The 25726-nt window shown below is 68.6% G+C and carries 24 protein-coding genes; 10 read left to right on the top strand and 14 right to left on the bottom strand.

Annotated features, from left to right (window positions below; all coding sequences use genetic code 11):
• Positions 1 to 36: 36 nt before the first annotated feature.
• The gene (locus ACM9LZ_RS08630; RefSeq protein ID WP_416618979.1) at positions 37 to 909 is read left to right on the top strand and encodes an SGNH/GDSL hydrolase family protein; all 873 of its coding nucleotides are present in this window, start codon (positions 37 to 39) and stop codon (positions 907 to 909) included.
• A gap of 102 nt (positions 910 to 1011) precedes the next feature.
• The gene (locus ACM9LZ_RS08625; protein WP_416618978.1) at positions 1012 to 3882 is read left to right on the top strand and encodes an ATP-dependent DNA helicase; all 2871 of its coding nucleotides are present in this window, start codon (positions 1012 to 1014) and stop codon (positions 3880 to 3882) included.
• Between the two features lie 23 nt (positions 3883 to 3905).
• On the opposite strand, the gene ACM9LZ_RS08620 is transcribed toward ACM9LZ_RS08625, so the two are convergent.
• A complete protein-coding gene (locus ACM9LZ_RS08620) occupies positions 3906 to 4067 on the bottom strand; it encodes a hypothetical protein (protein WP_416618977.1) in 162 nt (53 codons plus the stop codon).
• 290 nt (positions 4068 to 4357) lie between these two features.
• On the opposite strand from ACM9LZ_RS08620, the gene ahcY reads away from it, so the two are divergent.
• Both ahcY and ACM9LZ_RS08610 read left to right on the top strand, forming a co-directional pair.
• On the top strand, positions 4358 to 5653 hold the full coding sequence (gene ahcY / locus ACM9LZ_RS08615; RefSeq protein WP_416618976.1) for an adenosylhomocysteinase: 1296 nt from the start codon (positions 4358 to 4360) through the stop codon (positions 5651 to 5653).
• Between the two features lie 120 nt (positions 5654 to 5773).
• Positions 5774 to 8212 carry a PAS domain-containing sensor histidine kinase gene (locus ACM9LZ_RS08610; protein ID WP_416618975.1) on the top strand — a complete coding sequence of 813 codons (2439 nt, stop codon included), beginning with the start codon at positions 5774 to 5776 and terminating at the stop codon, positions 8210 to 8212.
• On the opposite strand, the gene ACM9LZ_RS08605 is transcribed toward ACM9LZ_RS08610, so the two are convergent.
• Positions 8213 to 9109, bottom strand: a complete 897-nt coding sequence (locus ACM9LZ_RS08605) for an NAD(P)/FAD-dependent oxidoreductase (protein ID WP_416618974.1) — start codon at positions 9107 to 9109, stop codon at positions 8213 to 8215.
• A 103-nt stretch (positions 9110 to 9212) separates the two neighbouring features.
• Between ACM9LZ_RS08605 and ACM9LZ_RS08600 the strand changes: the two genes are divergently transcribed.
• Together ACM9LZ_RS08600 and ACM9LZ_RS08595 are read left to right on the top strand one after the other, a co-directional pair.
• On the top strand, positions 9213 to 9671 hold the full coding sequence (locus tag ACM9LZ_RS08600) for an Rrf2 family transcriptional regulator (RefSeq protein ID WP_416618973.1): 459 nt from the start codon (positions 9213 to 9215) through the stop codon (positions 9669 to 9671).
• A 199-nt stretch (positions 9672 to 9870) separates the two neighbouring features.
• A complete protein-coding gene (locus tag ACM9LZ_RS08595) occupies positions 9871 to 10494 on the top strand; it encodes a Smr/MutS family protein (RefSeq protein ID WP_416618972.1) in 624 nt (207 codons plus the stop codon).
• A 126-nt stretch (positions 10495 to 10620) separates the two neighbouring features.
• Here ACM9LZ_RS08595 and ACM9LZ_RS08590 read toward each other — a convergent pair whose 3' ends face one another.
• From ACM9LZ_RS08590 to ACM9LZ_RS08580, 3 genes are all read right to left on the bottom strand, one after another.
• Complete coding sequence (locus tag ACM9LZ_RS08590) at positions 10621 to 11415, bottom strand: lysophospholipid acyltransferase family protein (protein ID WP_416618971.1); 795 nt, start codon at positions 11413 to 11415, stop codon at positions 10621 to 10623.
• Positions 11416 to 11446: 31 nt separating this feature from the next.
• Complete coding sequence (locus ACM9LZ_RS08585) at positions 11447 to 12265, bottom strand: GNAT family N-acetyltransferase (protein WP_416618970.1); 819 nt, start codon at positions 12263 to 12265, stop codon at positions 11447 to 11449.
• A gap of 322 nt (positions 12266 to 12587) precedes the next feature.
• Positions 12588 to 13007 (bottom strand): Ros/MucR family transcriptional regulator, encoded by a 420-nt coding sequence (locus tag ACM9LZ_RS08580; RefSeq protein WP_416618969.1) that lies wholly within the window; start codon positions 13005 to 13007, stop codon positions 12588 to 12590.
• Positions 13008 to 13104: 97 nt separating this feature from the next.
• On the opposite strand from ACM9LZ_RS08580, the gene ACM9LZ_RS08575 reads away from it, so the two are divergent.
• Positions 13105 to 13353 carry a sulfurtransferase TusA family protein gene (locus ACM9LZ_RS08575; protein WP_416618968.1) on the top strand — a complete coding sequence of 83 codons (249 nt, stop codon included), beginning with the start codon at positions 13105 to 13107 and terminating at the stop codon, positions 13351 to 13353.
• 4 nt (positions 13354 to 13357) lie between these two features.
• Here ACM9LZ_RS08575 and ACM9LZ_RS08570 read toward each other — a convergent pair whose 3' ends face one another.
• Entirely contained in the window at positions 13358 to 13852 is a 495-nt protein-coding gene (locus ACM9LZ_RS08570) for a GNAT family N-acetyltransferase (protein ID WP_416618967.1), read from the bottom strand.
• A gap of 5 nt (positions 13853 to 13857) precedes the next feature.
• Positions 13858 to 14550, bottom strand: a complete 693-nt coding sequence (tsaB, locus tag ACM9LZ_RS08565; protein ID WP_416618966.1) for a tRNA (adenosine(37)-N6)-threonylcarbamoyltransferase complex dimerization subunit type 1 TsaB — start codon at positions 14548 to 14550, stop codon at positions 13858 to 13860.
• A 68-nt stretch (positions 14551 to 14618) separates the two neighbouring features.
• Here tsaB and ddpX point away from each other — a divergent pair, with 68 nt between their 5' ends.
• Complete coding sequence (gene ddpX / locus ACM9LZ_RS08560) at positions 14619 to 15170, top strand: D-alanyl-D-alanine dipeptidase (protein WP_416618965.1); 552 nt, start codon at positions 14619 to 14621, stop codon at positions 15168 to 15170.
• Here the strand turns inward: ddpX and truA are convergent.
• The 4 genes from truA to ACM9LZ_RS08540 all read right to left on the bottom strand — a co-directional run bounded on the left by truA (position 15163) and on the right by ACM9LZ_RS08540 (position 17945).
• Positions 15163 to 15933 carry a tRNA pseudouridine(38-40) synthase TruA gene (gene truA, locus ACM9LZ_RS08555; protein WP_416618964.1) on the bottom strand — a complete coding sequence of 257 codons (771 nt, stop codon included), beginning with the start codon at positions 15931 to 15933 and terminating at the stop codon, positions 15163 to 15165. The two genes, ddpX and truA, sit on opposite strands and share 8 nt — an antisense overlap.
• A gap of 5 nt (positions 15934 to 15938) precedes the next feature.
• Positions 15939 to 16772, bottom strand: a complete 834-nt coding sequence (locus ACM9LZ_RS08550; RefSeq protein ID WP_416618963.1) for a carbon-nitrogen hydrolase family protein — start codon at positions 16770 to 16772, stop codon at positions 15939 to 15941.
• Between the two features lie 4 nt (positions 16773 to 16776).
• Positions 16777 to 17046 (bottom strand): glutaredoxin 3, encoded by a 270-nt coding sequence (gene grxC / locus ACM9LZ_RS08545; RefSeq protein WP_416618962.1) that lies wholly within the window; start codon positions 17044 to 17046, stop codon positions 16777 to 16779.
• A gap of 119 nt (positions 17047 to 17165) precedes the next feature.
• Positions 17166 to 17945 (bottom strand): double zinc ribbon domain-containing protein, encoded by a 780-nt coding sequence (locus ACM9LZ_RS08540; protein WP_416618961.1) that lies wholly within the window; start codon positions 17943 to 17945, stop codon positions 17166 to 17168.
• A gap of 238 nt (positions 17946 to 18183) precedes the next feature.
• Here ACM9LZ_RS08540 and ACM9LZ_RS08535 point away from each other — a divergent pair, with 238 nt between their 5' ends.
• The gene (locus ACM9LZ_RS08535; RefSeq protein WP_416618960.1) at positions 18184 to 18459 is read left to right on the top strand and encodes an usg protein; all 276 of its coding nucleotides are present in this window, start codon (positions 18184 to 18186) and stop codon (positions 18457 to 18459) included.
• Between the two features lie 57 nt (positions 18460 to 18516).
• Here the strand turns inward: ACM9LZ_RS08535 and ACM9LZ_RS08530 are convergent, their stop codons facing one another.
• The 3 genes from ACM9LZ_RS08530 to ACM9LZ_RS08520 all read right to left on the bottom strand — a co-directional run bounded on the left by ACM9LZ_RS08530 (position 18517) and on the right by ACM9LZ_RS08520 (position 23554).
• A complete protein-coding gene (locus ACM9LZ_RS08530; protein ID WP_416618959.1) occupies positions 18517 to 20733 on the bottom strand; it encodes a xanthine dehydrogenase family protein molybdopterin-binding subunit in 2217 nt (738 codons plus the stop codon).
• A 35-nt stretch (positions 20734 to 20768) separates the two neighbouring features.
• Complete coding sequence (locus tag ACM9LZ_RS08525; protein ID WP_416618958.1) at positions 20769 to 21227, bottom strand: (2Fe-2S)-binding protein; 459 nt, start codon at positions 21225 to 21227, stop codon at positions 20769 to 20771.
• 209 nt (positions 21228 to 21436) lie between these two features.
• On the bottom strand, positions 21437 to 23554 hold the full coding sequence (locus tag ACM9LZ_RS08520; RefSeq protein ID WP_416618957.1) for a winged helix-turn-helix domain-containing protein: 2118 nt from the start codon (positions 23552 to 23554) through the stop codon (positions 21437 to 21439).
• A 223-nt stretch (positions 23555 to 23777) separates the two neighbouring features.
• Here ACM9LZ_RS08520 and ACM9LZ_RS08515 point away from each other — a divergent pair, with 223 nt between their 5' ends.
• A complete protein-coding gene (locus ACM9LZ_RS08515; protein ID WP_416618956.1) occupies positions 23778 to 25598 on the top strand; it encodes a DUF885 domain-containing protein in 1821 nt (606 codons plus the stop codon).
• Positions 25599 to 25726 lie beyond the last annotated feature (128 nt).

The raw sequence follows: 25726 nt of genomic DNA, 5'->3' as shown, positions 1-25726 counted from the left end.
CGTGGCTGTCCGGTCTCCACTGTTCAGGATCCCTGCATGCGCCTGCCGTTTCTTCCTGTTCTGCTGGGGGGGCTTTTCGCCCTTTGCCTGGCGGCCGCCCTGTCAACCGATGCCTCCGCCCAGCGGCGCCCCGCCTTGCCGGCGGGTGCCAAATATGTCGCCATGGGCAGTTCATTCGCGGCCGGTCCCGGTCTTCTGCCCTATGTGCCCGATGCCCCGGTCCGTTGCGGCCGTTCCTCGCGCAATTACGCCCATCTGCTGGCGGCCCGCCGGGGGCTTTCGCTGGTGGATGTCACCTGTTCCGGCGCCACCACGGCGGCGGTGCTGACGGGGTGGCGGGAACTGCCGCCGCAGGTCGAGGCGGTGGATGCCGACACAAGGCTGGTCACTGTGACCATCGGCGGCAATGATCTGGGCTATATCGGCAACCTCATGTCCCTGTCCTGTGCCCAACTGGCGGCGCGGCTGGGTGATCCCACCGGCCGGTGCCGGCCGGCGGCTGATCCGGGGGCCGGCGCCTTCGATGCCCTGCCGCGGGCCATGGCCGATGTGGCCGCCGCCGTGCGGGCGCGGGCGCCCGATGCCCTGTTGGTCTTTGTCGATTATCCCGTCGTGCTGCCGCCGCGCGACCTGTGCGACGGCACGCCGCTGACGCGCGAACAGGCCGAGGCCGCGCGTGCCGTGGCGGCCCGGCTGGCCGCCATCACCGAGGCCGCGGCCAGCGATGCCGGCGCCCTGCTGCTGAAGGCGTCGGAGCTTTCCCTGGGGCACGATGCCTGCGCGGCCGACCCCTGGATGACGGGCTATCCCGCGCCGACCGGGGCCGTCGCCTATCATGTGACCCCGCCCGGCATGGAAGCCGTGGCCCAGGCGCTGGACCGGATGCTGGACCAGGTGCCGGCGCGCTGATCGCTTCCTGCCTCTCCCGGACCGGTGCCGGCGGCCGGGTGAAGGGGTGATGTTCCTGTTTTGTTGATGCAAGCGGCCCGGCTTCGCCTATACTCCGCCGCCATGAGCGAGATCGTTCCCTTCCGCCGGCCGGGTGCCGCCACGGTGCCCGATGCGGCCGGGGCCCTGCGCACGGCACCGCCGAGCCTGCTGCTGCCCGATGCGCCCGCCATCGTGGTGGGGGCCCGTGGCGTCACCTGGGTGACGCCGGACGGGGAGGTTGACCTGCTGCCCCATGACGAGGCGGCCTGGCGTCTGCGGCACCAGAACGTGATCCTGGCGCACGCCCGTGCCGTGGGCCGCCGGCTGCGGACCGACCGGATGGCCGACCCGTTCGACCTGCTGGAACTGTATGCCTTTGTCCGGCCGGCCCGGTTCTGCCTGCCCACGCCCAAGGGGCTGGCGGATGCGCTGGGCCTGCCTGCACCCGGCGATCCGGAGGCCGAAGCCCTGTCCCTGATCGACAGCGCCCGCGCGCTTCTGTCCGAACTGGCCGGCAACAACCAGCCGGAAGACGGGGCGGGGCGCGGGCGGCAGCCGCATGAACGGTCCGACCCGGCCGGCATCGGCTGGTTCATGGGACAGGCCGGCTGGCCGTGGACGCCATCGGTGATGGCCGCGCTGGGCCTGCCGCACGGGCCGGGCGACGGGCGTGCCCGTCGCGGGCCGATGGTGTGGAACCACCTGAAGGAATGGCAGGCCGAGGCGCCCGAGCCGCCGCCCGGCCATGTGCCCGTTGAACCGGCGGAAGCGCGCTGGCGGCTGGCCGAACTGGTCGGCAGCGGACACGGGGTGGAACCCCGGCCGCAGCAGGCCGACTATGCCAGCGCCGTTTCCACCGCGTTTACCCCGCGTGACGAGCAGGGCGTGCCCAATATCGTGCTGGCGGAGGCCGGCACGGGTGTGGGCAAGACGCTGGGCTATCTGGCCCCGGCCACCCTGTGGGCGGAGAAGAACAACGGTCCCGTCTGGATTTCCACCTATACCCGCCAGCTTCAGCAGCAGATCGACAAGGAACTGGACCGGCTGCATCCCGACCCGTCGGTGAAGGCACGGCGCGTCGTGGTCCGCAAGGGGCGGGAAAACTACCTGTGCCTGCTGAACCTGGAGGAAGCGGCCAACATCGCCCATACCCAGCCGGCCTATGCCACCGCCATCGGGCTGATGGCACGCTGGGCCGCGGCCACGCGCGACGGCGACATGGCGGGCGGGGATTTCCCCGGCTGGCTGGTCGATGTGCTGGGCAAGGGCCGCACGCTGGGCCTGGCCGACCGCCGGGGGGAATGCGTCTACAATGCCTGTTCCCACTATACCCGCTGCTTCATCGAGAAATCGGTCCGCCGCGCGCGCAAGGCCGACATCGTGGTGGCCAACCATGCCCTGGTCATGGTGCAGGCGGCCCTGGGCGGCGGGGACGATGCCTATATCCCCACCCGCTATGTCTTCGACGAGGGGCACCACGTCTTCGATGCTGCCGACAGCGCTTTTGCCGGCCATCTGACGGCGGCGGAGGCGGCGGAGCTGCGCCGCTGGCTGCTGGGCGCGGAGGTGTCGGGCCGCAGCCGGGCCCGCGGCCTGCAGCGGCGGGTGGAGGATCTGGTCGGGGGCGACAAGGTCGCGCTGGAACAGTTGCAGGAGATCAGGCAGGCGGCCCAGATCCTGCCGGGGGAGGCCTGGGCGCAGCGCATCCATGGCGGGGAGGTGAAGGGCCCGCTGGAGGCGTTCCTGGCCGGCGTGCGGGCGCAGGTGCTGGCCCGCGCCCCGGGCGTGGACAATCCCTACAGCCTGGAGACCGAGTGCAGGCCCGTGGCGGAAGGGCTGGTTGACCTGGCCCTGGATCTGGATGCCGCCCTGTTGAAGCTGGCCATGCCGCTGGAGAAGCTGGCCGACCGGCTGAAGGAGATGCTGGAGGAGGAGGCGGACGAGCTTGAGGCCGAGACGCGCCGCCGCATGGACAGCATCGCACGCGCCCTGAAACGCCGCGCCCAGAACGAGGTGACGGGCTGGCGGCTGATGCTGCAAAGCCTGAAGGACGAGACACCGCGCAAGTTCGTGGACTGGTTCGGGATCGAGCGGATCGACGGCCGCGACTTCGACACGGGCATGTATCGCCATTGGGTCGATCCGACCATCCCGTTTGCCGACACGGTGGGCACGGCGGCCCACGGGCTGGTGCTGACCAGCGCCACGCTGACCGATGGCACGGGCGATGTGGAGCAGGACTGGCGGGCCGCACACCTGCGCACCGGCACGGTGCATATGGGCGGGGCGGCGTTGCGCGCCGCCGTGCCCAGCCCCTTCGATTATGCCAGTCAGACCCGCGTGCTGATCGTGAACGATGTGCGCAAGGATGATCTGGGGCAGGTGGCCTCGGCCTATCGCGAACTGTTCCTGGCGGCGGGCGGCGGCGGGCTGGGCCTTTTCACGGCCATCCAGCGGCTGCGCGGCGTGCATGAACGCATCGCCGAACCACTGGAGGAAGCGGGCATCCCGCTTCTGGCCCAGCATCTGGACGGCATGGATGTGCCCACCCTGGTGGATATCTTCCGCGGCGAGGAGGATGCCTGCCTGCTGGGTACCGATGCGGTACGCGACGGGGTGGATGTGCCGGGCCGTTCCCTGCGCCTGATCGTGTTCGACCGCGTGCCCTGGCCCCGGCCCGACATATTGCACAAGGCGCGACGCAACTATTTCGACAAGGTGGCGGGGCGCAAAGGGTTCGACGACATGATCACCCGCCTGCGCCTGCGCCAGGCCTTCGGCCGTCTGGTGCGACGCGCGGATGACCAGGGCGTGTTCGTGCTGCTGGACCCGATGATGCCATCCCGCCTGCTGGGTGCCTTCCCCGAGGGGGTGGAGGTGCGCAAGGTCGGGCTGGCGGAAGCCGTGAAGGTGACCAGGGGGTTCCTGGCGCCGGATGATACGGCGCGCTGATCCGTGGCGCGCCGGAACTCCCCCTATTCCGTCCCGCGGCGTGAAAAGGCGGCGGCCCCGCGCATCAGCCGTTCCAGGTCACGGATACGCTCGGCCTGCCTGGCCTGACGGCGCTGTTCGTCCGTCTGGCCCTCTGTCGTCACCGCCGGCCGGCCATTGCCCGCATCGTCATCACCCGATTCCATTGCCTGTCCCACCCCGCCTTCAGCCCCCGCCGCCGCATACGATAGTCGGGCAGCCTGTCCGGGGTGGCAATCCGCCTCCTGCACATGGCAGGCGTCAAAAGGTCGCGGGGGAACGCGATCGGGAGCATGATCCGGCATGGGCACAGATGCACACATAAAGATATCTTTATGCTTGCCTGCGACCGCTCCGCCTGATACATGCTGCACCAGACGCGGCGGCCGGATCGGACCGCCGCTTGTGCTGTTTATCAAACCCACGACCCGCGCCTGCCGCGCGACAGGGAGCCAACATGACCGCCTTCACCGACTACAAGGTCGCCGACATCTCGCTGGCCGGCTGGGGCCGCAAGGAAATCACCATCGCCGAGACCGAGATGCCCGGCCTGATGGCGCTGCGCGCCGAATATGGCGCGTCCAAGCCGCTGGCCGGTGCGCGCATCGTCGGCTGCCTGCACATGACGATCCAGACCGCCGTGCTGATCGAGACGCTGACGGCGCTGGGCGCCACCGTCCGCTGGTCGTCCTGCAACATCTTCTCCACCCAGGATCAGGCCGCCGCCGCCATCGCCGCCGCCGGCATCCCCGTCTTCGCCTGGAAGGGTGAGACGGAAGAGGAATTCTGGTGGTGCATCGAGCAGACGCTGCACGGGCCGGACGGCTGGGTGCCGAACATGATCCTGGATGATGGCGGCGACGTCACCCAGATCATGCACGACAAGTATCCGGAAATGCTGGCCGAGGTGAAGGGCCTGTCGGAAGAGACCACGACCGGCGTGCATCGCCTGTACGAGATGGTGAAGGCCGGCACCCTGAAGGTCCCCGCCATCAATGTGAATGACAGCGTCACCAAGTCGAAGTTCGACAACCTGTATGGCTGCCGCGAATCGCTGGTGGACGGCATCAAGCGCGCCACCGACGTGATGATCGCCGGCAAGGTTGCCGTCGTCGCCGGCTATGGCGATGTGGGCAAGGGCTCCGCCGCTTCGCTCCGCACTCAGGGTGCGCGCGTGCTGGTGACGGAGATCGATCCGATCAACGCGCTCCAGGCCGCCATGGAAGGCTATCAGGTCGTCACCATGGAAGACGCCGCCCCGCACGGCGACATCTTCGTGACCTGCACCGGCAATGTCGATGTGATCACGCTGGACCATATGCGCGCCATGAAGGACCGCGCCATCGTCTGCAACATCGGCCATTTCGACAGCGAGATTCAGATCGCCGCCCTGTCGAACTATGTCTGGGACGAGGTGAAGCCGCAGGTCGACGAGGTGGTGTTCCCCGACGGCAAGCGCCTGATCGTGCTGGCCAAGGGCCGCCTGGTCAACCTGGGCTGCGCCACCGGCCACCCCAGCTTCGTGATGTCCGCCAGCTTCACCAACCAGGTGCTGGCCCAGATCGAGCTGTGGCAGAACCATGCCAAGTACGAGAACAAGGTCTATGTGCTGCCCAAGCACCTGGATGAGAAGGTGGCCCGTCTGCACCTGGACAAGATCGGCGCCAAGCTGACCGTCCTGTCCCAGGCCCAGGCCGACTACATCGCCGTGCCGGTCCAGGGTCCGTTCAAGCCGGATCACTACCGTTATTGATCCTTATCCCCGTTCCGGGCAAGGTGACAGACCCCCGCCGGCAGCGACCGGCGGGGGTTTTCTTTTGGGTGGCTGGCCGGGCCTTGCTTTTCAAGGAATCCCCCTTCTAAACTGCCGCCCGTGAAGCCGGCTGTTGTCCATCTTGTCGCCGTTGCCGGTGCCGCCCTGGTGGGGTTGGCCGGAATCGGCTGGATGCTGCGCCCCCTGTGGGAAGCGCAATCCCCCGTGCTTGCCCTGCTGGCGCTGGCCCTGCTGCTGACCGTGGCGGCCCTGATGATCCGGCTGCTGACCTGGGCGCGGGGCCGGGAACTGGACCTGATCGAGGCCAGGGTCGAGATGGCCCGCCTGACGGCACTGGCCGATGGCGTGCCGGAACCCTGGCTGGCGCTGGGCGCTGCGGGGGATTTGTCGGTTGCACCGGGTTTCGCCGCCCTGCTGGGCGTGGAACAGGTGCGGCGCCTGGATGATGTCGAACAGGCGCTGGCCCCCAGCGACGCGGCCGCCTTGCACGGGTCCTTCCGCCACCTGACCGACAGCGGCAAGCCATTCCGCATCAATGTGCGGCTGGCCGACGGATCGCGATTCTTCCAGGCCAGCGGCCGGCGTGGGGAGGGGCCGGACGGCGCCTTCCTGCATCTTCTCTGGCTGCGTGACATCACCCCGGAAGGGCTGGAACAGGTCCGGCGGGTGGAAACGGCGCAGGCGCAGGCGGTGGAGCTGGAACGGCTGCGCGCGCTTCTGGCCGACCTGCCGCTGCCGCTGTGGCGGCGCACGCCCGCGCTGGAGATCGACTGGTGCAACCGGGCCTATGCAAGGCTTCTGGACAGCACGCCGGACCAGGTGCTGACCCAGGGCGCGGAACTGCCCGGCGGCCTGCTGGGCAGCCCGCGCGACCTGGCGCAGCGTGCCCTGGCGGCGGGTGCGGCGCAGGAGGAGGAACGGTTCCTGGTCGTGGATGGCGACCGCCGCCTGTTCCAGTTCACGGAAACGCCGCTGCCGTCCGGCGGTCTGGCCGGGTTGGCCATCGACCGGACCATTGAACGTTCCCTGCGCGATGAACTGGCCCGCCATATCGACGCGCATGCCGAGGTGCTGCACCAGTTGGGGTCGGCCATCGCCATCTATGGCCCGGACATGCGCATCAAGTTCCACAACCATGCCTATGCGAGGCTGTGGGACATGGATACGGGCTGGCTGGCCGACGAACCAACCTATGGCGAGGTGCTGGAGGATCTGCGCGCCCGGCGCAAGCTGACGGAGGAAGCGGATTTCCCACGCTGGAAGAAGCAGCAACTGGCGCTGTTCACCTCGCTGATCGAACCGATGGAGCAGTTGCTGCACCTGCCCGATGGGCGGACGCTGCGGTCATTGTCGGTGCCGCATCCGTTCGGCGGGCTGATGTTCGTGGCCGAGGATGTGACCCATACGCTGGCGCTGGAATCCTCCTACAACACACTGATGGCCGTGCAGCAGGAGACGCTGGACAATCTGGCCGAGGGCGTGGCCGTGTTCGGCGGTGACGGAAGGCTGAAGCTGTACAACCCCGCCTTCCTGCGCGTCTGGTCCCTGAATGACGGGCTGACGCGGGGGGAACCGCATCTGGCCCGGCTGGTCGATATCGTCCGTCCGCTGCTGGACGAAGGGGGCGACTGGGACCGCGAGCGGGAGAAGCTGGTCGGCCACCTGCTGCAGCGCCGTGCCGATGCCGGCATCCTGCGCCGTGCCGACGGGTCGGTCCTGCGCTATGCCGTGGTGCCGCTGCCCGACGGGGCCGTGCTGTTCTCCTGTCTGGACGTGACGGACAGCGACCGGGTGGAAATGGCCCTGCGCGCCAGCAACGAGGCGCTGGAGGCCGCCGACCGGCTGAAGGCGGAGTTCATCGCCAACGTGTCCTACCAGCTCCGCACCCCGCTGAACGCCATCATGGGTTTTGCCGAGATACTGCATAACCAGTATTTCGGACCGCTGAACGCCCGCCAGCAGGAATATGCCAAGGGCGTTCTGGAGGCCAGCCGGCGGCTTCTGTCGCTGGTCAACGACATCCTGGACCTGGCCACGATCGAGGCCGGGTTCATGGTGCTGGAACATGACAGGGTGGATATCGCCCAGCTTCTGCATTCCGTCGCCGGCCTGACCCGCGACTGGGCCCGCAAGCAGAGCCTGGACCTGCGCGTCGACATGCCCGACCAGATCGGCGCCATGGAAGGGGACGAGAAGCGGTTGAAACAGGCCCTGTTCAACCTGGTCAGCAACGCCATCAAGTTCACGCCCCCCGGCGGACGCATCACCCTTTCCGCCGCCAGGGTGGGGGAGGAGATCGTGCTGTCCGTCGCCGATACGGGCGTGGGCATCGCCAGCGATGAACATCAGCGCGTCTTCGAGCGGTTCGAGCGGGGCACGACCGGCCAGGGTGGCCCGGCCGGTGCCGGCCTGGGCCTGTCGCTGGTGAAAAGCTTCATCGAACTGCATGGCGGCAGCGTGGAGATCAGCAGCGACGGCCAGTCCGGTGCCATCATCCGTTGCCGCCTGCCGGCCGTGCAGGCCGGCCGGACGGCCTGATCAATCCATCAGCATCGACTGGTGCGTGCCCGCCCCGGCCCGTACACCGGAAGCCGCCGCCAGGGTGGCATTGTGCATGGCCATGATGGCGTCGCCCGCGGCATAGACCCCGGGGACGCTGGTCGCCCCCCAATCATCGACGGTCAGATAGGGGCCGCTGTGACCCTCGGTGAAGGTGCAGCCCAACTGTGACGCCAGGGGGCTGGCCATATGGGTCCGCGGCCCCACGAACAGCGCGGATACCGGCACGGTGCTGCCGTCGCGCAGGCGGGCGGCCTCCAGTGCGGGGGCGGCACCCAGCAGCTCGACCACCGGTTCCTCCACCAGCGTCACCCCCCGGGCGGCCAGCCGCGCTGTCATATCGGGCGCCACCAGCATCGCCTCCTGCGTGAACAACACCGACGGGCCCCAGTCGGCGATCAGCAGCGCCTTCATGTCGGCGCCGGGCTGTGTGGCCAGCACGCCCATCGGCCGGCCGCCGATCTCGTACCCGTGGCAATAGGGACAATGCAGCACGCTGTGGCCCCAGCGCTCGGCCAGGCCGGGCAGGGAAGGCAATTCATCGCGCACGCCGGTGGCCAGGATCAGGCGCCGGCCCGTCAGGGTCCGTCCGTCCCCCAGCGCGACCGTGAACCGGCCCCGGCCGCCCGTCGCGATCTCCGCCGATCCGTCGACCCAATCCAGGGTGGGATAGGCCGTCAATTGGGCGCGGGCCTGGGCCATGATACGGGCGGGCGGCACGCCATCCTGGCCCAGAAACCCGTGGGCCGTGGCCGCAAACCGGTTGCGCGGCCGGCCGGCATCCACCAGCGCCACCCGGCGCCGGGCCCGGACCAGTTGCATGGCCGCCGACTGGCCCGCGAAGCTGCCGCCGATGACGATCACGTCGTAGAGCATGGATATCCCCATATCTTGAATCTTCATAAGTTACATGATGGCTGCACCCCCCTTATTTTGCAACTACTCTTGTTACGAAAGAAGGAAAGGGTTAGAACGGGGCATGCGAACCGACAGCCGCCTTTCCCGCATGCTGCATGCGCTGATCCATATGGATCGGCTGGACGGGGCCGCGACCTCCGACATCCTGGCCAGCATGCTGAACACCAATCCCGTCGTGGTCCGGCGGACCATGGCCGGGCTGCGCGATCAGGGGCTGGTGACGTCGGAAAAGGGGCATGGCGGCGGCTGGGCGCTGGCCCGGCCGCTGTCGGCGATCACGCTGCTGGATATCTATCGCGCGCTGGGCGAACCGCAGCTTTTCGCCATCGGGCCCTCGGCGGACAATCCGGCCTGCCTGGTGGAGCAGGCCGTCAACGAGACGATGGGCGCGGCCCTGGCAGAGGCACGGACCACCCTTCTGGCGCGGCTGGGCCAGGTCACGCTGGGCGAAATCGCCCGGCAGTTCGATGAGAAATGGCGCATGGTGGGGGGGCGGTTGCCGCCGGACCGGCCAGCCTGAGCCTGCGCGTCGAGAATACCGGCTGCGCGCTGGGTGGATCGGCATTGCCGTTGGGGGAATGGCGGCTTATCTCCCGCTATACGGGGGTCGCCCGCCATATTCTCCCTCATCCCTTAGAGACCAAGGCCGCCCGGATTGCATCCCGCCCCCCGCCCTTCCGCCTGTGATCACGCGCATGGATGCGGCGCCAGGGGGTGTCATGTCTGATCGCAAGCCAAAGCTGCCCACGCCTGCCGAACTGGATCTGTGGCGCACCGTGATGCGCGATGCCACGCCCCTGGCCGGGCGCCGGCGCAGCGCGCCCAAGCCGAAGCCCGTCCCGGTGCCGGCCCCATCATCCGCGCCGCCGGCGGCAGCGGCCCCCGTGTCCCCGCCCACTCGTCCCGGCACGGTGGCAGCGGAAAAGCTGGCCGAGCTTTTGCGTGGCATGCCGGTGCGGGAGAAGGTGCGGGTCGATGTGAACCTGGCCCCGTCGCCGTTGGGCCGCGTGGCCGGTGTGGACAAGCGCACCGACGACAAGCTGCGCCGGGGCCGCCTGGGGATCGACGGCCGTATCGACCTGCACGGCCTGACCCAGAGCGAGGCGCATGACACGCTTCTGGGCTTCATCCGGCGCAGCCATGCGGCCGGCCGCCGCAACGTGCTGGTGATCACGGGCAAGGGGCAGATGCCGCGCGGCGAAGGGGTGCTGCGGCTGTCGGTCCCGCGCTGGCTGCGGGAAGGTGATGTCGGGCGGCTGGTCCTGTCCATCCACCAGGCCCAGCCGCAGCATGGCGGGGGCGGGGCCTATTACGTGCTGCTGCGCCGCCGGCGCGAAGGTTGATACCAGGTTGCGGTGAGTTGAACTCATCGCAACCTGATTGGCGCGTTGAGCGCCCGCGCGGCACGTGCTGCATGAAGCCCAGGCCGACGGATGTCGGCGTCGGCGTGAGGGGCAGAAAATATACGGTCAGGCCGCCCGGCCCGTGACGGCCCGGTCCACGCCCGCGGCCACCGATTTCCAGCAGATGTCGGCCAGCGCCTTGCGGCTGCCGACGCTGTCCAGCGATTGCGGCGGGTGGAACTCCACCAGGATGCGCAGGCGCCCGGCCCGCATCATGCGCCACAGGTGCGGGGGCAGTTCCATGTCGCCATACCAGGCGTAAAGCTGCCGCCAGGCATGGCCCAGCGGGATGCCGTCCAGATGGGTGGCTGTGACGCTGACAGGCTGCACGGTCAGGGGCCGATCCTGGATGCGGGTCGATGCGACGGCGAACAGCGCCGTCTTGAAGGGCAGGGTGCGGTTGCCGTCGCTGCTGGTGCCTTCCGGAAACAGGATCAGATGGTCACCGGCCAGCAGCCGGCCCTGGATCGTGTCGCGCTGTTCATCCGCCTTGTGCCGGGCCGTGCGATCGACAAAGACGGTGCGCTGCAGACGGGCCAGCAGGCCGAAGACGGGCCAGCCATCGACATCCACCTTGGCGATGAAACTGGCCGGCAGGATGGACCCCAGGACGGGAATGTCGAGATAGGAGGAATGGTTGGCAATGAACAGGACCGGCCGGTCGGTGGCCGGCGTGCCCTTCACCTCCACCTGCAGGCCCATGATGCGGCAGCAGATGCGATGGTAGAAACGCGGAAAGGCCGCCGCGGCCCGGTGGGGCGACAGGCGCAGCAGCAAAATCTGGACGGGAATGCCGCACAGGGTCACGGTGGCATAGGCCGCCAGCCTGAAAATTCCCAACAGCGTCGAGCCGATCTCCATTCCCCACCGCCCGTCGCGAAGGCGCGCCGCCTTACAGCAGCGCGCTGCCCCGGCGCTCATAATGGCGCAGGTATTTGTCGGTGATCAGGTCGGTCTTCACGACGATCGACACATCGGTCGTGTTGAACTGATGGTCTACCACGGCCCCTTCGCCCACGAAGCCACCCAGCCGCAGATACCCCTTGATCAGGGGCGGCACCTCATTGATGCCGCGGCGGGGGTCGATCTCATGCTCCGCCATCATCGCCATTTCCACATAGCGGTGCGGCAGGGCCACGGGGCGCAGGGCAGGCGGGGCCAGATGGTGGTAGTAGAGATAGGAGAGCGGCAGGGCGAGCGCCTTGGGGTCCGTGCCGGGCAGGCTGGCGCAGCCGAACATCAGCTTGATGTCGTAATGCGCGGCATAGGCGGCAATGCCCCGCCACAGCAACTGCATGGTCCCGCGGCTGCGATAGGCCAAATCCACGCAGGAGCGGCCCAGTTCCAGCACCTCGCCCGGATATTCCTCGATCCGGGAGATGTCGTATTCATCGGAGGAATAGAACGACCCCATGCGGGCCGCCGTGGCCCGCCGGATCAGGCGGTAGGTGCCCACCACGCCGGCCGCACCGCCGCCCAGGCTATGGTCGATCACCAGCAGATGGTCGCAGATGCTGTCGAACATGTCGAAGTCGCGCCGCTGGGCAGCCATCTCCGCCGTCGGCCGTGCCTCCATCTCCTCATAGAAGACGCGATAGCGCAGGCGCTGGGCGGCCGTGACCTCGGCCGCGCTTTCCGCGAGCCGGACTTCCAGATTGCCGGCGCGCAATTCACCGGAAATCAGGGCATCGGTGGCAATGATGTCAGCCATGCTCTCACATATTCTGGGTCGCTGGCGTTATCCGGCCGGGACCGGGCCGGTCTCCAACCTCGTGTATTGGCATAACACAAAGCGCCGTCAACCGGTCAACCCACTGTGTCACAATCGGTGGCCCGATCACGAAAGTTTCATGGCCCCGCCCCGCAAATTTCAAAGACCTTCGCGGGTTTGCGGGTAGGTACGCGCCGGTGCCATGCGCAAATCACAGGGGTTGCCCGCCCCCGCCCCCCCGGCTACGGCGCATGCCGACATGGAAAGGGGGCGGCCCTGCGGCCGCCCCCGAACCGATGCACCCCCGAAGGGCGTCTGGTGCTTACTCGTCCTCGCCGCGGCGGGCGCGGGTGCCAAGGCCGATCTGCTTGGCCAGGCGCGAACGCTGCTTGGCATAGTTGGGTGCAACCATCGGATAGTCGGGCGGCAGGCCCCAGCGCTCCCGGTATTCCTCCGGCGACATGTTGTAGGCCGTCTTCAGATGGCGCTTCAACATCTTCAACTTCTTGCCGTCTTCCAGGCAGACGATGTATTCCGGGGTCACCGACTTCTTGATGGCGACGGCCGGCTGCGGCTTCTCGCTCTGTACCACCGGCTCGGCGCCGACATTGGACAAAGTGCGGTAGACCTGTTCGATCAGCGCAGGAAGATCATTGATGGTGACTGTATTGTTGGAAACATGAGCAGCGACGATTTCCGTCGTCAGAGACAAAAGTTCGGGCGAGGATGATGCGTTCGTCATGTATCATTGCTCCGGGCGAGAATCTCGATGGTCATATAAGTCCTCTTTCCCCCTCTTGCAATATCGATTTGGCACGAAGGCAAAGGAATCGTTCGACGTGGAAAACATTCCAGATCAGTTTCTCGACATCACGGCACTTGTCTGCCCAATGACATTCGTCAGAACGAAACTTGTCGTGGAACGATTGTTGCCCGGTCAAGGGCTTGAAGTGAGAATGAATTTTGGGGAGCCCAGCCGCAATGTCCCGGCCAGCCTGCGTGAACACGGCTATCTGGTCGGCGATCTTCAACCGGAGAATCCTGAAATCCCCGACGGCATCCAGCGTTTGAAGGTGCGCAAGCCCTGACCGTTCAGGGCGGCGGCGGTTCCAGCATCATGATCAGCGCGTCAATTGATTGGCCGCCATGCTGGTAATAGCCGCGCCGCCGGCCGGCCTCGATAAAACCTGCCGAAGCATAGAGCGCGATGGCCGCTGTATTGATGACGGCGACTTCCAGGAAAATCTTTGCCACGCCGCGCGCCGTCAGGCTGTGCAACCCTTGGGCCAGCAGGGCACGGCCCAGCCCGTGGCCACGCGCGGCGGGGTCGGTGCCGATGGTCAGCAACTCCGCCTCGTCCAGCACCATTCGCCACAGTGCCAGGGCGCGCGGCGCCCCCCCTTCGGTCAGAATCCAGCCTTCCACGCCCGGCATGGCCAGCAGATTGGCGAAGGCGGCCTCGTCCCAGGCGGGGCCGCTTGGTGCGGGATCGCGGAAGGCCAGGGCATGCAGGGCGGCCAGCACACCCGCATGTACCGGCCCCGCCGGCAGGATTTCCCGTTCCCCCGTCTGCCGTTCCCCCGTCATGGCGGTCAGCGCGGCCGGGGAAGGGTGACGTCGGGCGGGCGCAGATAGAACGGATCGGCCGCACGCCGTGCGATATCGGCCGGCCCCGCCGCTGCCGCAATGCGGGCGGTGGCCAGCGCCTCTGCCGCACCCGTGGTTTCCAGCACGCCGACGGGGCCCGTCCAGACCCCCAGCGCCTGGGCCGCGCGCGCCGCGGCATCCCCCACGATCAGCAGCGGCCCCGGCGGCAGCGTGGCGGCGGCGTGGGCCGGCAGGTCGGCGGGCAGCACGTCGGCCGGCTCGCCCAGCGGGACCAGTGCCGCCGTGAAGGGCTGCACGAACAGGTCGTCGCGCCGGCTTTCGATGGCGGCCAGCAGCGTGTGACCGGCGCGGGTGGCGGGGTCCAGCCCTGCGGCGGCGGCTTCCAGCGTCGTCACTCCCACCAGCGGACAGCCGGCGGCCAGGGCGAAGCCGCGGGCGGCGGCCAGCCCGACGCGCAGCCCCGTGAAGGTGCCCGGCCCGACCGTCACCCCGATGCGGCCGATGGCGCCGAAGCCGATCCCGGCTGCGGCCAGCACCTCCTCGACCATGGGAACCAGCCGTTCGGCCAGGCCGCGCTGCATCTGTTCGGCGCGCACGGCCAGGCAGGTGCCTGTCGCCGCATCCCACAGGGCGACGGCGCAGGCGCTGGTCGCCGTATCCAGGCCAAGCGTGATCATTGGCGCATATCCATCCGCATCCGGTTCCGCTATCCAGGTCCGGCCCCCGAACGACAAAGGCCCGTCCCATGCGGTTCGTCCCCATCGCCCCGCCGGATTTCGACGTCGATCTCGATCTTCGCTATGCCACGGCCGACAATCTGACGGGAAGGCCGATCTTCGCGCGGCCGCTCTGCCTGCTGCATCCGGCTGCTGCCGCGGCCCTGTCGCGGGCCATCGGTCTGGCGGCGGCGCAGGGGCTGCGGCTGCGCGTCTTCGATGGCTACCGTCCGCCGGCGGCGCAATGGGCCCTGTGGAACGCGCTGCCCGATCCGACCTTTATCGCTGATCCGCGCATCGGGTCCAGCCATGGGCGCGGCGTTGCGGTGGACCTGACGCTGGCGGCACCGGACGGGGTGCCGCTGGAGATGGGCACCGGCTTCGATGACATGCGCCCCATCGCCTTTCACGCGGATACGCGCATTCCCGTGGCGGCCCAGCGCAACCGCGCCCTGCTGCTGGGCATCATGGCGGCGGCCGGCTGGCAGCATTACATGAACGAATGGTGGCATTACCAACTGCCCGATGCCGCAACCTATCCCCTGGTGGAGGATGGGGCCCTGGGACCAAGGATCATGTGACGGGATCGTCGAACCGTTCGCCCGGATAGAAGGCGTGCGTGAAGTAAAGACCATCGGCCGGGGCCGTCTGGCCCGCGGCCGACCGGTTGCGGGCGGCCAGGGCCGACGACACGTCATCGGCGGTCCAGCGTCCCTCGCCCACCATCTTAAGCGTGCCCACCATGTTGCGTACCTGATGGTGCAGGAAGGACCGGGCGCGGGCCACGATCCGCACCTCCTCCCCCACCCGGCCGACGGACAGTTCAGCCAGCGTCTTCACGGGGCTGGCGGCCTGGCACAGGGAGGCGCGGAAGCTGGTGAAATCATGCTGGCCCACCAGTCGCTGTGCGGCCGCATGCATGGCATCGGCATCCAGCGGGTGCGACACCAGCCAGGCCCGCCCGGCATCCAGGGCCAGCGGTGCCCGCCGGTTGACGATGCGATAGAGATAGGACCGGCCGATACAGGAAAAGCGAGCGTGGAAGTCGCCCTCCATCGCCTCGGCCCGCAGCACCGCGACGGGATTGGGCTTCAGATGGTAGTTCAGGGCGTCGCGGACCTTTTCGGCCCCGACATCCTTTTCCAGATCGAAGCTGGCGACCATGGCCGTGGCATGCACGCCGCTGTCGGTGCGGCCGGCGGCATGCACCGTCACGCGCTCCTGGGCGAAGCGGTGGACCGCCTCTTCCAGGCAGGCCTGGACGGAGGGGCCATGGTCCTGCCGCTGCCAGCCCAGGAAGGGACGGCCATCGAACTCGACGGTGATTTTCCAGCGCCGCGACATGGGGATCAGGGTCCGGCGAAGGGCCGGTCATGCATCAGGCTGGGCACCATGCGCCGCGCCTCCGCTACCTTGGACAGGTCCAGGTCGGCCAGCACGATGCCCGGCTCCTGCCCGCCATCGGCCAGGACCTCGCCCCAGGGGCTGATGATGACGGAATGGCCATAGGTGCCGCGCCCGCCATCATGCATCCCGGTCTGGGCCGGCGCCAGGATGAAGCATCCCGTCTCGATCGCGCGGGCGCGCAGCAGCACATGCCAGTGCGCCCGACCCGTGGGCACGGTGAAGGCGGCCGGGACCGTGATGATGGAAGCCCCGGCCTTGGCCAGCGCCCGGTAGAGATGGGGGAAGCGCACATCATAGCAGATGGTCAGGCCCAGCCCGCCCCAGGGCGTAGCCGCCACCACGGCCTGTTCGCCGGGGCGGTAGGTGGCGCTTTCGCGGTAGCTTTCGCCATCGGCCAGATCCACATCGAACATGTGGATCTTGTCGTACCGCGCTTCGATCCCGCCCTGCGGGGAGATCACAAAGGCGCGGTTGGCCACGCGGCCGTCGGGCAGCAGGCAGCCCAGCGTGCCCGTCATGATCCAGGCACCCGTCTCGCGGGCCAGATCGCGGAAGAAGGGGACGCCGGGATGCTCGGCCTCCGGCTTCACGCGGGCCAGCACATTCTGCCGCCCCTGCACCATCATGGAGACATTCTCCGGCAGGCAGACAAGCCGCGCCCCCTGTTCCACGGCCTGGCGCACGAAAAGGCCCGCCTGTTCCAGGTTGGGGGCGATTTCCGGACCGGCATTGACCTGCACCAGGGCGGCGCGCAGCAGCGAAGGCGCATCCGTCATGATGTCAGGCCCCGATGCCCAGCAGCGGGTCAAGCTTGCCCGCCCGTTCCAGGGCATAGGTATCGTCGCAGCCGCCGACATGCCGGCCGTCGATGAAGACCTGCGGCACGCTGGTGCGGCCGCCGGCGCGGTCCACCATTTCCGGCCGGCGTCCGGGGTCGGCCATGATGTCGATCTCCTCATACGCCACGCCCTTGCCGTCCAGCAGGCGCTTGGCGCGCGTGCAATAGCCACACCAGGGGCTGGTATAGATTTCGACCTTGGGCGCGGGCATGTCCGATCCTGTGGTGATCTTCGGTAAGGCTGCTATCTTCCAATATGGACGCGGAATGGCGCGGGGCAAAGGGATTGTCGCTGCAATGCACCCCCGCCCGTCCGCAAGGGGGAGGGCTGTCAGTTGTCCTCCGGCTCCACGGCGTCCGGCTCCACGGCGTCCAGCGCCACGGGACGCACCACGCGCGCCAGGGTCAGCACATCCACGGCCGCCGCGCCACCCCGCCTAAGCACCCGCACGCACTCCCCCACCGTGGCCCCCGTGGTGAACACATCATCCACCAGCAGGATGCGCGCGCCCCGGACCCGGCCCGCCCAGCGGTCGTTCAGCCCGAAGGCCCCGGCGACATTGCGCACGCGGCCCTTGGCCGTCAGCCCGCCCTGGCTGGGCGTGGCCCGCCGGCGCAGCAGCAGGTCGGGGATCACCTCCCGCCCCGCCCGCCGGCCCAGGGCCGTCGCCAGCAGCGCCGACTGGTTGTAGCGGCGGCGCAGCAGGCGCCAGCGGTGCAGCGGCACGGGCGCGACCAGCACCCTCTCATCCGTCAGCAAACCGGCCCCCGCCCGCGCCAGCCACTGGCCGAAGGCCGTGGCGCAGTCCGTCCGGTCCCCATGCTTGAAGCCCAGGACCAGCCGGCGGCTGGCATCGTCATAGGCGAAGACGGACCGGCAGCGGTCAAAGGGCGGCGGCCGTGCGATGCAGGCCCCGCAGACCAGCCCGCCACCCCCCTGGCCCAGGGGGTCGTAATCGAACGGCAGGCCGCAGCGGGCACAGTGCGGGGCCGCGATGAAGGAGATCCCCTGCCAGCAGCCGGGGCACAGCGCGCCGGGCTCCCCCACCTCCACCCCGCAGGACAGGCAGCGCGGGGGCAGCAGCAGGTCCAGCCCCCGCCGCGTTACCATGCGCAGCCAGGGGTAAAACCTTCCTATGCGTGTGTAAATGGTTTCATCCATACAGCAAAGGTAGCATCCGCCCGGCGCGGACGGCAATGGCCGTTTGGCAGCACTCCCGGCGTTATGCTACTAGTGCTTTGATATATAAACAATATTCACAAGATTGCGATTTGCTGGCAGACTTTTCCGGGTGGGATGGGAAGACCATCCCGCACGGTGAAAACCCGGATTGGTGAAAGGAGGTTCCATGGTCGCTTCCCGGTCCAGCCTGTCCCGGCAATTGCAGGATTACCGCCTGACCACGGCGGAAATACTATACCACATGCCCGACCATCCCGGCCTGCTGCAGACCTATGTCTGGCAGGAACTGGATCTGGCGCCCCGCTTTCCGGTTCTGCGCCGGTTCCTGGATTTCTGGTCTTCCAACCTGGATGGCCGGTTGCATTCGGTGCGGGTGGCGCATCTGGACCTGGTCTGCCCCGGCCGGATGCGCCATGTCGATGCGCTGATGAGCTTGCAGTAGCCGGCTCTCCAGCCGGCGGGGGGCAGTACCCGGCTCTCCAGCCGGCGGGTGCCTGGCCTAAAGGTCGGTGATGAAGCCGTGATCGGTCAGCGGCAGCGACCGGATGCGCCTTCCCGTCACGGCGAACAGCGCGTTGGCCAGGGCGGGGGGCAATGGCGGGGTCATGGGTTCCCCGGCCCCGCCGACGGGGGCGTCGGGACTTTCCAGCAGGATGATCTCAATTTCCGGCATCTGTTCCAGGCGCAGCAGGGGGTACTGGTCGAAATTCAGGCTGGTCACGGCTCCTTTGGCCAGTTCCACCTTCTCTGCCAATGTCGCGGACAGGGCCATCAGAATCGATCCCTCCCCCTGGGCCCGCACGCTGTCGGGATTGACGGCCGTGCCGCAATCGAAGGCACACCAGACCCTGGTGACCCGCAGCCGCCGGTCGGATACCTCCACCTCCACCACCTGGGCGGCGATCGCTTCGAAACTGTTCCAGATGGCCAGCCCCAGTCCCCGGCCCGCCGGCAGGGCACGGCCCCAGCCGGCCGCCGCGGCCGCCGCGTCCAGCACGCGCAGCGCGCGGGGGTTGTCGGCCAGCAGCCGGCGGCGATAGGCCAGCGGGTCCTGTCCCGCCTGTTCGGCCAGTTCATCGACGAAGGTTTCGAAGAAGAAGGCGCATTGTGTGCTGCCCGGTGCCCGCCAGGGACCGAAGGGGACGGGCAGGTCCGCCTGCGTCACGGCAGCCAGGGAAGCGGGCAGGTAATAGCTGGGCTGGTGGTCCGGTTGTCCGGCATGGCCCGGCCTGGCCATGGACAGCAGGACATCGCCGCCGGCCGGAACGCAATGCGTATGGACGGCGGTGGGCAAGCCGTCCGGGCCCAGCCCCGCCGTGATGCGGCAGGCCGTGGCCGTGCGGTAGCGGCCCTGGGCCATATCCTCTTCCCGCGTATAGACCAGTTTCACCGGAGCGCGGACCGACCGCGACAGGATGGCGGCATAGGCGACGTAATCATCGATGAAGCGCCGGCCGAATCCGCCGCCCGACACCAGCGTATGCGTCGTGACCTGTTCCAGCGTCAGGCCGGCGGCCCCGGCCACGATGCGCCGGACGGAGGAGGGGGCTTGGCTGCCCGTCCAGGCTTCCGCCGCGTCGGACGTGATATGGACCACGGCCGACAGCGGCTCCATCTGCGCATGCGCCAGGGCGGGGACACGGTAATCCCCACTGAACCGGCGGGTGGCGCGGGCCATGCCGGCCTCGTGCAGGCTGCGCTGTTCCGCCTCGTCCTGGCCCTCGGCCACACGGACGATGCCCGGACCATTCAGCCGGGCCATGATGGCGGCATGCATGCCGTCGGTGTCCAGATCGTCCTTGCCCTGATTGTCCCAGACCGGCGACAGGGCCAGAAGCCCCTGGCGGGCGGCCCACCAATGGCTGGCCACGACGGCCACGGCATCGGCCATCACCATGGGCTGGGGCAGGCCGGGGATGGTGATCTCCACCCCCATGACCGGCACGACATGGCGCACGCCGGGTATACGCAGCGCCGGGGCCGGATCGACGGAAACCAGCCGGCCGCCGAAAACGGGGCTCTGCATCAGCGTAGCGGACAGCAGGCCCGGCACCTGGACATCGGTGGCGAAGACGGCACTGCCATCCACCTTTGCCGGGATATCCTTACGTGGCAGCGGCCGGCCGATCAGCCGCCATTGCGACCGGGGCAGCGGCTCGGGCGCTTCCGGCACGGGCTGACGCGCGGCCGCATCGGCGATGACGGCATAATCCACGTGGCGCCCGCTGGGCGCATGATGCACGCCGCCCTCCATGGCCCGGCATTCCGCGGCCGGCACGTCCAGGTGGGCGGCCCCGGCCGCCACCAGCATCTGCCGGGCGGCGGCCCCGGCGCGGCGCAGCCGGTCCCATTGGGTACGGATGGATGAACTGCCGCCGGTCCAGTGCGCCCGGCCCGACCCCATGCCCATGCCCACCTTCAGCGGCGCCGTCTTCACGGTCACCCGGTCCCAGGGCACGCACAATTCCTCTGCCAGCATCTGGGCCACGCCGCTGAAACCGCCCTGGCCCATTTCCTGCGCGTTGGAGAAGATGGTGATGGAACCGTCACTGGCGACATGCAGCCAGTCATTGACCGTGGAGCCCCCACCGGGGGCGGCAGGTGTCAGGGCACCGCCGGGGGGCGCGACGGCAAGCGCGCCGCCCGGCAGCAGGGTCAGGGTCAGTCCGGCGCCCGTGGCGCGCAGCAGGCTGCGGCGGGAAAGTGCGATGGCCATGATGGCGTCTCCCTTGGAAAAGGTTGCGGGCCGGATCAGGCCGGGGGCATGCCGGCGGCCACGCGGATGGCGCGACGGATGCGGGGATAGGTGCCGCAGCGGCACAGGTTGGTGATGGCATCGTCGATATCGGCGTCGCTGGGCTGGGGCTTCTCGCGCAGCAGCGCCTCGGCGGCCATCAGCATGCCCGACTGGCAATAGCCGCATTGCGGCACCTGCCCCTCGATCCAGGCCTTTTGCAGCGGATGCGACCGATCGGGCGACAGGCCTTCCACGGTCGTCACCTTCTGGCCGTCGAACTGCTCCATGGGGAACTGGCAGCTTCGCACGGGAAACCCGTCAAGCTGCACGGTACAGGCGCCGCATTGGGCGATGCCGCAGCCGAACTTGGTGCCCGTCAGGCCCAGCATGTCGCGCAGCACCCACAGAAGCGGCATGTCCTCCGGGACATCCACAATGCGGGGCTGGCCATTCACCTCGATCTCGTAACGCATTCCGCCCTTCCGTCCTGTCACCCTGTGCTGCCGGCTGTCCGGCTCGTCGGTCGCGGCACAGGGTGGGGCGGATGGCGGCGGGGGGAAAGCGGGATGGCCCGACGGTTGGCCGGCGGAACCCCGATATTCTGCCGATGGCCCGGTCAACCGGCGGATCGGGCCCGCCGGTGACGATGTTCGGCCGGTGAGGGGTGGGCCGGTGGAAGGGATCAGGGGGCGGCGATGCGGATATCGACGATATCGACCATGGTGCCCTGATGTTCCCCGGCCACCAGCCGCCCCTCGGGGTCGATCGCCAGGGAGGATTTGTAAAGCGCGTCGGGCAGCGGCGCCACGATCCGCGGCTCCCCACCATCGGCCGGCAGCAGCAGGATGCGGGCACCCTGCTGCGGCACCCGTTCCACCAGATGCACGCCGGCCGGGCCGGTTACCCAATTCTCCACGTCATAGGGGTCCAGCACCTCGCTGATCTTCTCGGCCGGGCCGCCATCGGCGGGCTGACGCCACAGGCCGCGCTGCGTCGCATGGGCCAGATAGAGCCATTTGCCGTCCGCGCTCTCCTTGGCGGCGCGCCAGCCGGGCCCGGTGATGGGCATGGCCTCCCTGTAGGGCGGGCGGCTCAGCCAGATGCGCCAGTCACCCTGCCGGTTGGACGCGAAATAGAGCCGTCTCCCATCCCGGGACCAGGCGGGGGCCCGGTCCTCCACCCCCGGTTCGGCGGCGACGCGGGTCAGCCGGCCGCTGGCCCTTTCCAGGATGAACAGGCCGGGATTGCCGTCCACCGTGGAAATCAGGGCCAGCCGCCGCCCGTCGGGCGCCCAGCGGGGCGACTGGGTATAGGCGCCCCCGAACTGCGTCACGGGGACGGGTGCCGCGCCGGGGTCGGCCACCCAGATCTCGAACATGCCCGTCCGGTCGGAGGCGAAGGCGATGGCCCCGTCAGGGGACACATCGGGGTCCCAGTCCAGGCGCGTGCTGGGCGGGATGGCCGGGCTGGTGCCGCCATCGGGCTCCAGCCGCAGCAGGGCGGAACGGTTGGTCCGCACCTCTGCCGCCACCCGGTCGCCGCCGGCCGCCACCCGGCCCAGCAGATTCAGGCCGGGGGCGATGCGCTGCGGCGGCTGCCGCCCGTCCGGGTCGAAACGCCAAAGGCCGAAATCGCCCGTGCGGCTGGACGAGACATAAAGCCAGCGCCCGTCACCCGACCAGACCACCCCGTGCAGCTTCCGCCCATCCTGTGTCACGCGGGTTTCGCGGCCCGTGGCCAGATCGCGCACATGCACCTCGCTGACGCCGACGCCCAGATGGCGCATGAAGGCCAGCCGCCGGCCATCGGGGGATATGGCGGGGTCGCTGTCACCCGCCTGGCCGGCCGGCGGGTCGGTCAGGGGGACAAGCGTGCCGGCCCGCTCGCCCGACAGGGCCAGGGACCATATGCGGGCCGGCTCGCCCCTGGCGGCCCGCTCGCTGAAGGCCAGATGGTCTGCGTCCAGCCAGACGGGCTGGGTTTCGCGATAGGTGGTGCAGGCGCCCACCGGGCGTTCCGGACCGGACGGCACGGGCCGGACCAGGATGCGGCACGGCTTGCCCGCCTCGCTGCGGATGAAGGCGATGCGGCCGCCATCGGGTGACCAGGCGGGGAACAGGTCATGCGCCCGGTCGTCCGTCAGGCGCACGGGCGTGCCGCCGGACAGCGACTGCAGCCAGAGGTCGAAGCCTTGCCCGGCCCGATCGGCGGCATAGACGATCTGTCCGCCGCCGGGGCTGATGGCGGGATGCATCTCCTGCCCCGGATCGCTGGTCAGGGGCAGGACCGTGGCTGTCGGCGCCGCCGCCGGCCCCCCCAACGCCAGCCACAGTCCGGCCACCCCCGCCAGGGCCAGGATGGCGGCGCCCAGCAGCAGGCCTGGCCGGCGGGGTGCCGTGGCCGCTGGCCCATCGGGTGCCGTTGCGGGGCTGTCTACTTGTTTCGATTCCGCAACGATATCTTGTTCTGTATCCGGAATAATCAGCCGATAACCGATCTTGGGGATGGTTTCGAAGGTGATCACGCCATCCACGGTCAGCACGGCCCGCAGCCGGCCGATGCAGCGGCCGATGGCGTCGTCACTGACCTCCAGCCCCCAGGCGGTACGCATCAGTTCGGCCCGCGACACGGTGCGCCCCCCGGCCCGGACCAGCACGATCAGGGTTTGAAGTACGCGCGGTTCCAGCCGCACCTCCGCACCGTCGCGTAGCGCCAGCCCCAGCGACGGGCGGACCAGCCAGGGGCCCAGATGGAAATCCGGCTCCACGGCCAGATCGATGGTGCCCATCGCCACGCCCATGCGCCTGCCGTCCCCTTATCGTTCTTCCGCCGGCGCGCAGAGTGCCGCGATTGGCCCCGATTGGCAAATGGCAAGGCGGCGCTGGTTCCGGCCGGGGCGGGCGCAATGGCCCGGTGCCGGGGCTTGGCCCCCTGGTCGCGGCGGCCCGGCCATTGTAGGCTGGTCATTCCGCGACCGGTGATCGGACCATCGGCCGGCAAGCAAGAATGTGGGGAACATCACGATGAAATTGAAGCGCGTTCTGTTGGGCACCGTCGGGGGTGTCGTCGGTCTGGCTGCCGTGGCGGTGGCCTGGGGGTTGTGGGGCCCGCTGCCCATTCATCCGACGGTGGAGCGTCAGACGCTTGCCCAAATCATGGACAGTCCGGAACTGCTGACGCAGTTGGGCTTTGTCGATGGCACGCTGCTGGACTTCCATTCCGGCAAGCTGGACCGGATCAGCCCGGATGATCTGGCACGCACCCGCCGGGACCTGACGGCCTATATCAAGGAGATCGAGGGTTTCACGGGCCTGACGGGCCAGAAGGCGGTGTCGCAGCAGGTGATGCTGGAATTCTACCGCACCCAGCTCGACTTGCTGGATTTTCCATGGGTCACGGCGGCGGCCGGGCTCTATCCGGTGGACCAGCTTTTCTCCGTTCCCGTCAGGCTGCCGCAGTTCCTGACGAATGCCCATGTCGTGAAGGATGTGAAGTCGGCCGAACGCTATGTCAGCCGCCTGCAGGCGGTACGGCCGAAATTCACGCAACTGGCCGATGCGGTCAGGGAACAGGCGCGGGCCGGCGTCGTGCCGCCCGATTTCGTGGTCGACAAGGCGCTGGTCGTGCTGGACGGCTTCACGGCCGGGCCCGTGGCGGAAAACCCGCTTGTCGCCACCTTCGCTGCGCGCCTTGAAAAGGCCGGTGTCGGCGATGCGGATCGCCAGCGCCTGTTGGCCGCCGCAACGGCGGCGGTGGAACAGGATGTCTATCCCGCCTATCGCGATCTGGCCGCACTGTTGCGGCAGGAAATCAGGCCCAAGGCCACGGCCGATGCCGGCGTCTGGCGCCTGCCCGATGGGGAACGGTTCTATCGCGCCGCTTTGCGTGCCAACACCACAGTCGATATCGATCCCGAAACGATCCACCAGATCGGCTTGTCGGAGGTGGCACGCATAACGGGGGAGATGGATGCGCTGTTGCAGGGGCTGGGGCACCCGGACGGCACGGTGGCAGAGCGCGTCGCGCAGCTTGAACAGGACCCGGCCCAGCATTACCCGCCCGGCCCCGAAGGCCGCGCCCAGGAACTGGCTGATCTGAAACGGATGAGTGATACGATCCTGGCCAAATCGGGCGACTGGTTCCGCACATTGCCGCCGCAGCCGCTGGATATCCAGGCCGTGCCCGATTATGCGGAGGCGACGGCCCCCGGCGGCTATTACAATCCCCCCGCGCTGGACGGTTCGCGCCCCGGCATCTTCTATATCAACCTGGGGGAAAAATCGCGGGAGGCCAAGTTCGGCCTGCCCACCCTGGTCTATCACGAGGCCGTGCCAGGCCATCATTTCCAACTGGCCCTGGCCCAGAACATCCAGGACGTGCCGACCTTCCGCAAGGTCTATCCCTTTACGGCCTATGCGGAGGGCTGGGCGCTCTATGCCGAGCTTCTGGCCAAGGAAATGGGCATGTACGAGGACGATCCCCATGGCGATCTGGGCCGGCTGCGCGCCGAACTGTTCCGGGCCGTGCGGCTGGTGGTCGATACCGGCCTGCATGCCAAGCGCTGGACCCGTGAAGAAGCCATCACCTACATGCGCGACACCACGGGCATGAACGAGGCGGCCGTGACGATCGAGATCGACCGCTACATCGTCATGCCCGGCCAGGCCTGCGCCTACAAGCTGGGCCAGTTGAAGATCCTGGAATTGCGGGAAAAGGCCCGGGCGGCCCTGGGGGACAGGTTCGACATCAAGGGTTTCCACGATGTCGTGCTGGGGTCCGGCGGCCTGCCCCTGACCGTGCTGGAAGGGCAGGTGGATGCCTGGGTGAAGCAGGTGAGGGGTTAAGGATAAGGAGAGGGGGCAGTCGGTCGGCGCGGGACAGGGCAAAAGCTCCACCGTGTCGGCTGCGACCTTCGCGGAGACCGGTTGGCCTGGCCGCCGGCAACCCCCGGGACTGGACGATATCCAGGCGG

Source organism: Niveispirillum fermenti (assembly GCF_048066175.1).
GTDB classification, from domain to species: Bacteria; Pseudomonadota; Alphaproteobacteria; order Azospirillales; family Azospirillaceae; genus Niveispirillum; species Niveispirillum fermenti.
This window is presented reverse-complemented; position numbering and strand designations above follow the sequence as displayed.